The 4,270-nt window shown below is 73.0% G+C and carries 3 protein-coding genes; all 3 read left to right on the top strand.

Features of this window, described 5'->3' with window-relative positions:
- Positions 1 to 2,080: M4 family metallopeptidase (locus tag VI078_06980; protein ID HEY5999034.1), on the top strand; the 2,080-nt coding region annotated here is incomplete at its 5' end.
- An 82-nt stretch (positions 2,081 to 2,162) separates the two neighbouring features.
- Positions 2,163 to 3,623 (top strand): sigma-54 dependent transcriptional regulator, encoded by a 1,461-nt coding sequence (locus VI078_06975; GenBank protein HEY5999033.1) that lies wholly within the window; start codon positions 2,163 to 2,165, stop codon positions 3,621 to 3,623.
- Between the two features lie 38 nt (positions 3,624 to 3,661).
- The coding region (locus tag VI078_06970) for a hypothetical protein (GenBank protein ID HEY5999032.1) at positions 3,662 to 4,270 on the top strand (609 nt) is incomplete at its 3' end.

Raw genomic sequence — 4,270 nt, 5'->3', positions numbered from 1 at the left:
GGCGTCCGCCGCCGCCGAGGGCGGGCCCGACGCGACGGAGACCGCGCGCGCCCTCTCCGCGCTGCGGGCGGGCGCGGGCGCGCCGCTGCGCGTCGAGCGGCACCCCGGCTCGTCCCGCATCCGCACGATCGAAGGAAGGCTCTCGGCGCCGGCCGAGGGCAGCCCCGAGGCGATCGCGGCCGGCTTCCTCGCCGAGCAGGCGGCGCTCTTCGGGCTGGATCCGCAGGCCGGCGACCTCGTCGCCGACGAGGTGCGCCAGAGCCCCGGCGGCTTCCACGTCACCTTCCGGCAGTTCGCCGGCGGCCTGCCGGTCTTCAACGGGGGCGTCGAGGTCACGCTCGACCGCGACCGGCGGGTCTTTCTCGTCAACAGCGAGTACGTCCCGGCGGGCGGCATCGCGCTCGCGCCCGCGCTCGCCGCGGACGAGGCCGTGGCGAGCGCCGTGCGCGCCGAGGCCGCCGCGCGGGAGGCGGGCACCTCCGCGCCGCCCTCGGTGTCCGGCGAGCCGCGACTCGGGGTCTACCTCGACGGGGAGACGCCGCGGCTGGCCTGGCGTTTCGTCACCGAGTCGCGCTCGCCGTTCGCCGTCGTCGAGCAGACGGTGGACGCCGGCGACGGCCGCGTCCTGCTGCGTCGCGACCTGGTGCAGCGCGCCGTCACCTACAAGGACGGCTGGGGCCGCGTCTTCAACCCGAACCCGGTGAGGCCCCTCAACAGGACGACGCTGCGCGACAACGCCGACGCCGACGGCCCGGCGTTCACTCCCGCATACGTTCGGAAACCGCTGCCCAAGCTGGTGTACAACGCCACGACCGGCCAGGTCTTCCTGCGCGGGCGCTACGTCAACGTGACCGATGCCAGGGAGCCCCCGTACCTGTTCCCCGCCACCAAGGGCGTCGTCTCCACCACGTCGAAGTACGCAACCTTCCTGTTCGGGCGCACGCCCGACCAGTTCGAGCACGTCATGGTCTACTACCACATCGACGCGAACCAGCGGTACATCCAGGGGCTCGGCTTCAACGCCTACCAGCGGCAGATCCTCGTGGACCCGCACGGCGCCGCCTCGCACTACGTTGCCAGCAGCACCGCCCCCGGCACGGGCTACCTCGCCTTCTCCAGCGCGGGCGTCGACGACGCCGAGGACGCGGACATCATCCTCCACGAGTACGCGCACGCGATCCAGGACAACCAGTCGACCGGCAAGTACCTCGGCACCACCACCGAGGCCGCCGCGATGGGCGAGGGCTTCGCCGACTACTGGGCGGCCAGCTCGACGTACGACCAGAGCATCGTCAACGGCGTCGACCCGGCGTGCGTCGGCGAGTGGAACGGCGCGGGCAGCGTATCCGGCTGCACGGACCGCGTCGACTCGAAGAAGACGTACAAGGACAAGGTCGGCGCCGCGCAGGCCGACGGGCAGATCTGGTCCGCCCTGCTCTGGGAGATCTTCAAGTCGACGGGGGACCGGGGCGCGACCGACAAGATCGTGCTCGAGAGCCACTACCTGGTGCCGCCCAACCCGACCTTCGCCGACGGCGCCACGGCCCTGCTGGCGGCCGACACGCTGGATTTCGGCGGCGCCCACCACCCCCAGATCTGCTCGGCGGCGACCGCGCGCGGGATCGTCGTCGAGGGCTGCGAGTTCTCGGCGACGGTCACCTGGGACAACCCGCAGGTGGACCTCGACCTGCGCCTGCGGCCGCCCGACGGGGCGGGGACTGTCGGGTGGGACTACGCCAACGACTGCTACAGCAACAACCCGAACCCCGACTGGGGCGTCGCCGGCGACGCCTCGGACAATCCGCTGCTCAAGGCCGACTGCCGCTACCCCGCCTGCACCGAGCAGCGCGAGCAGATCGTCGCGGGCAAGTTCACGACGCCCGGCACGTACGCGGTCCTCGTGCACTTCTACGACTACTACTGGCAGGCCGCCGTGACGACGACCACCGCCACGATCAGCGTCTACCGCGGCGGCGCGCTGCTGTGCAGCGGCACGCAGCTGCTGTCGAACCCAGACAACCTTCCCGACAGCGGCAGCCTCTGGGAGGCGTGCACGGTCGAGGTCGCCCCCGCGCCCTAGCCTCTTGTTCCCGCGGACACAACCCGCGGGGAAACGGGTATAATCCTCCCGCTTTGTCCCGCCAACCAGGAGAGCGAGGCCCATGGCAAAGGAGCGCATCCTCGTCGTCGACGACGAGTACCTGATCCGCTGGTCGCTCCAGCAGGAGCTGGCCAAGGACGGCTACGAGGTCTGGGTCGCCGAGGACGGCGAGAGCGCGCTGCGCCTCGTGCGCGAGACCCCGCCCGACCTCGTGCTGCTCGACATCCAGCTCCCGGGCATGGGCGGCATCGAGGTGCTCCAGAAGATCAAGGCCGCCGAGCCGGAGGTCGTCGTCATCATGATCACGGCCTACGGCATGGTCGACACCGCCGTCCAGGCGATGCGCGCCGGCGCCTACGACTACCTGAACAAGCCCTTCAACCTCGAGGGCGTCAAGCTCTCCATCCGCAAGGGCCTCGAGGCCAGCCGGCTGCGCGGCGAGGTCCAGCGGCTGCGCCAGGAGCAGCAGGCGCGCTTCTCGCTCGACCGGGTCGTCGCCGAGAGCGCGGCGATGCGCGCGGTGCTCGAGATGGTCTCGCGCGTCGCCTCCTCGGGGGCCTCGACGGTGCTGCTCCAGGGCGAGAGCGGCACCGGCAAGGACCTTGTCGCCAAGGCGCTGCACTACACGGGCGCCCGCGCCGAGCGGCCCTTCATGGCCATCAACTGCGCGTCGCTCCCCGAGCAGCTCCTCGAGAGCGAGGTCTTCGGCCACGAGCGCGGCGCCTACACCGACGCCAAGGGGGCGAAGAAGGGGCTCTTCGAGCTGGCCGACGGCGGCACCGTCTTCCTCGACGAGATCGGCGAGATGCGTCTGGACCTGCAGGCCAAGCTGCTGCGGGCGATCGAGGAAAAGTCGTTCCGGCGCATCGGCGGCGTCAAGGACATCCAGGTCGACGTGCGGGTGATCGCCGCCTCGAACAAGGACCTCGACGCCGAGCGGCGCGCGGGCCGCTTCCGCGAGGACCTCTTCTACCGCCTCAACGTCGTGCCGATCCGCCTGCCGCCGCTGCGCGAGCGCCCCGACGACATCCTGCCGCTGGCCGCCTACTACATGCGCGTCTTCAACCGCGAGTTCGCCAAGCAGGTCACGGGGCTCGCCCCCGCGGCGGAGGCCGCGCTGCTGCGCTACCGCTGGCCCGGCAACGTGCGCGAGCTCAAGAACGTGCTCGAGCGCGCGATCCTCCTGCACGCCGGCACCGTCGTCGAGGCCGCGGACCTGCCGCCGGAGATCCTCGGGCCGGTCGCGCCGGCCGTGGCCGCCCCCCCCGCCGCGTCCCCGGCCGCCGGCGAGGCGCACGGGGCGGCACCGGCGGACGCGTCCGCCGCGGCGCCCGGCACCCTCGGCATCGTCATCCCGCCGGGGGGGCTCTCGCTCGATCGGCTCGAGGACGACCTGGTCCGCCAGGCCCTCGAGCAGACGCGCGGCAACCAGACGAAGGCCTCGCAGCTGCTGGGCATCTCGCGCGACTCGCTGCGCTACCGCATGAAGAAGATGGGCCTGATCGGGGGGGAGGAGTCCTGAGCGCACCGGCGGCCGGGGAGGAGACCCGGGCGATCGGCGTGTTTCTCCGGAGTGCGCGCAGGCGGTGGCTGGGCCGCCGCGCCCTGCAGGCGCTGCTGGCGGCCTTCGCGGCGCACCACCTCGTGCTGCTCGCCACCGCGCTCGTCAACCGGATCTGGGGCCGCGTCCTGCCGGGGCTCTCGACCGGCCCCTTCGTGGCGCTGGTCCTCTTCGTGGCGTCCTTCCCCGGCGCGCGGCCCGCGCGCATCGCCCCGGCGCTCGACCGCGCCCTCGGCTTCAAGGACCGGCTCGCGAGCTTCCTCGACCTCGCCGGCCGCGCCGACGTCGACGAGCGCTACCGCCGGGCGCAGGCCGCGGAGACCGCCGCGGCGCTCGCGCGCGTCAGCCCCCGCCGCGCCGTCCCCATCCCGCGCTGGCTCTGGGCGGCGCCGGCGCTCTTCGCCTGGCTGCTCTACGCGAGCTACTTCTCGTTCTTCCTGCCTCAGCCGCTGCGCTGGGTGCGCCAGCTCACGATGACGGTGACCGGGGGGCCCGGCGGCCCCGCCAGCGAGGAGCAGGAGGGCGGCGTGAAGATCGTCTCGGTCGCGCCGGCGCCGACGGGCGGGACCGGCGCCACCGGCGGCGCGGAGCGCCCCGCGGAGCAGGAG

This window comes from bacterium (assembly GCA_036524115.1).
Lineage (GTDB): Bacteria > JAUVQV01 > JAUVQV01 > JAUVQV01 > DATDCY01 > DATDCY01.
Note: the sequence above shows the minus strand (reverse complement) of the source record. Positions and strands in the feature narration are given on the sequence as shown.